This window comes from Kurthia sp. Dielmo, from assembly GCF_000307285.2.
Taxonomy (GTDB): domain Bacteria; phylum Bacillota; class Bacilli; order Bacillales_A; family Planococcaceae; genus Kurthia; species Kurthia populi.
Genome location: NZ_HE578973.1, coordinates 2,015 through 4,960, shown reverse-complemented (window position 1 = coordinate 4,960; position 2,946 = coordinate 2,015). Strand labels below are relative to the sequence as shown.

The 2,946-nt window shown below is 51.2% G+C and carries 1 rRNA gene; it reads right to left on the bottom strand.

From position 1 onward, the window contains the following. Nucleotides 1-15 precede the first annotated feature (15 nt). A 23S ribosomal RNA gene (locus KTHG_RS20910) occupies nt 16-2,944 on the bottom strand. Nucleotides 2,945-2,946 lie beyond the last annotated feature (2 nt).

The following is a 2,946-nucleotide window of genomic DNA, read 5'->3' as shown; positions in this document are numbered from 1 at the left end:
GACATGAAAGTATATTTGGTTAAGTCCTCGACCTATTAGTATTCGTCAACTCCGTACATCGCTGCACTTCCATCTCGAACCTATCTACCTGATCGTCTTTCAGGGGTCTTACTTACTTGCGTAATGGGAAATCTCATCTTGAGGGGGGCTTCATGCTTAGATGCTTTCAGCACTTATCCCGTCCACACATAGCTACCCAGCGATGCCTTTGGCAAGACAACTGGTACACCAGCGGTGTGTCCATCCCGGTCCTCTCGTACTAAGGACAGCTCCTCTCAAATTTCCTACGCCCACGACGGATAGGGACCGAACTGTCTCACGACGTTCTGAACCCAGCTCGCGTACCGCTTTAATGGGCGAACAGCCCAACCCTTGGGACCGACTACAGCCCCAGGATGCGATGAGCCGACATCGAGGTGCCAAACCTCCCCGTCGATGTGGACTCTTGGGGGAGATAAGCCTGTTATCCCCAGGGTAGCTTTTATCCGTTGAGCGATGGCCCTTCCATGCGGAACCACCGGATCACTAAGCCCGTCTTTCGACCCTGCTCGACTTGTAGGTCTCGCAGTCAAGCTCCCTTGTGCCTTTACACTCTGCGAATGATTTCCAACCATTCTGAGGGAACCTTTGGGCGCCTCCGTTACCTTTTAGGAGGCGACCGCCCCAGTCAAACTGTCTGCCTGACACTGTCTCCCACCCCGATGAGGGGTGCGGGTTAGAAGTTCAATACATTTAGGGTAGTATCCCAACAACGCCTCCACCGAAACTGGCGTTCCGGTCTCTCAGGCTCCTACCTATCCTGTACAAAATGTATCAAAATTCAATATCAAGCTACAGTAAAGCTCCATGGGGTCTTTCCGTCCTGTCGCGGGTAACCTGCATCTTCACAGGTACTATAATTTCACCGAGTCTCTCGTTGAGACAGTGCCCAAATCGTTACGCCTTTCGTGCGGGTCGGAACTTACCCGACAAGGAATTTCGCTACCTTAGGACCGTTATAGTTACGGCCGCCGTTTACTGGGGCTTCAATTCTCAGCTTCGCTTGCGCTAACCAATCCTCTTAACCTTCCAGCACCGGGCAGGCGTCAGCCCCTATACATCACCTTACGGTTTAGCAGAGACCTGTGTTTTTGATAAACAGTCGCTTGGGCCTATTCACTGCGGCTCTCTCGGGCTTGCACCCTACCAGAGCACCCCTTATCCCTAAGTTACGGGGTCATTTTGCCGAGTTCCTTAACGAGAGTTCTCTCGCTCACCTTAGGATTCTCTCCTCGACTACCTGTGTCGGTTTGCGGTACGGGCACCTCTCACCTCGCTAGAGGCTTTTCTTGGCAGTGTGAAATCAGGAACTTCGCTCGAAGAGCTTCGCTATCACAGCTCAATGTTAGAGAGTGCGGATTTGCCTACACTCACACCTTACTGCTTAGACGCGCATAACCAACAGCGCGCTTACCCTATCCTACTGCGTCCCCCCATTACTCAAATGGTGAGGAGGTGGTACAGGAATATCAACCTGTTATCCATCGCCTACGCCTATCGGCCTCGGCTTAGGTCCCGACTAACCCTGAGCGGACGAGCCTTCCTCAGGAAACCTTAGTCATTCGGTGGATGGGATTCTCACCCATCTTTCGCTACTCATACCGGCATTCTCACTTCTAAACGCTCCACCAGTCCTTACGATCTGACTTCACAGCGATTAGAACGCTCTCCTACCACGGACATCTGAGATGTCCATCCACAGCTTCGGTGAATCGTTTAGCCCCGATACATTTTCGGCGCAGCGTCACTCGACCAGTGAGCTATTACGCACTCTTTAAATGATGGCTGCTTCTGAGCCAACATCCTGGTTGTCTAAGCAACGTCACATCCTTTTCCACTTAACGATTACTTTGGGACCTTAGCTGGTGGTCTGGGCTGTTTCCCTTTTGACTACGGATCTTATCACTCGCAGTCTGACTCCCGCGTATAAATCATTGGCATTCGGAGTTTGTCTGAATTCGGTAATCCGGGATGGACCCCTAGTCCAAACAGTGCTCTACCTCCAAGATTCTTAGCCGCGAGGCTAGCCCTAAAGCTATTTCGGAGAGAACCAGCTATTTCCAGGTTCGATTGGAATTTCTCCGCTACCCACACCTCATCCCCGCACTTTTCAACGTACGTGGGTTCGGGCCTCCAGTAAGTGTTACCTTACCTTCACCCTGGACATGGGTAGATCACCTGGTTTCGGGTCTACAACCACATACTCATTCGCCCTATTCAGACTCGCTTTCGCTACGGCTCCGCCTTATCAGCTTAACCTTGCATGGGATCGTAACTCGCCGGTTCATTCTACAAAAGGCACGCTATCACCCATTAACGGGCTCTAACTACTTGTAGGCACATGGTTTCAGGATCTCTTTCACTCCCCTTCCGGGGTGCTTTTCACCTTTCCCTCACGGTACTGGTTCACTATCGGTCACTAGAGAGTATTTAGCCTTGGGAGATGGTCCTCCCAGATTCCGACGGAATTTCACGTGTTCCGCCGTACTCAGGATCCACTCTGGAGGGAATGAACTTTCAACTACAGGACTGTTACCTTCTTTGGTGGGCCTTTCCATGCCGCTTCGCTTAACTCATTCCTTTGTAACTCCGTATAGAGTGTCCTACAACCCCAAGAAGCAAGCTTCTTGGTTTGGGCTCTTCCCGTTTCGCTCGCCGCTACTAAGGGAATCGAATTTTCTTTCTCTTCCTTCAGGTACTTAGATGTTTCAGTTCCCTGAGTCTGCCATCATCACGCTATGAATTCACGTGTAGATACTGTCCTATTAAAAACAGTGGGTTCCCCCATTCGGAAATCTCCGGATCAAAGCTCACTTACAGCTCCCCGAAGCATATCGGTGTTAGTGCCGTCCTTCATCGGCTTCTAGTGCCAAGGCATCCGCCATGCGCCCTTAATAACTTAACCTG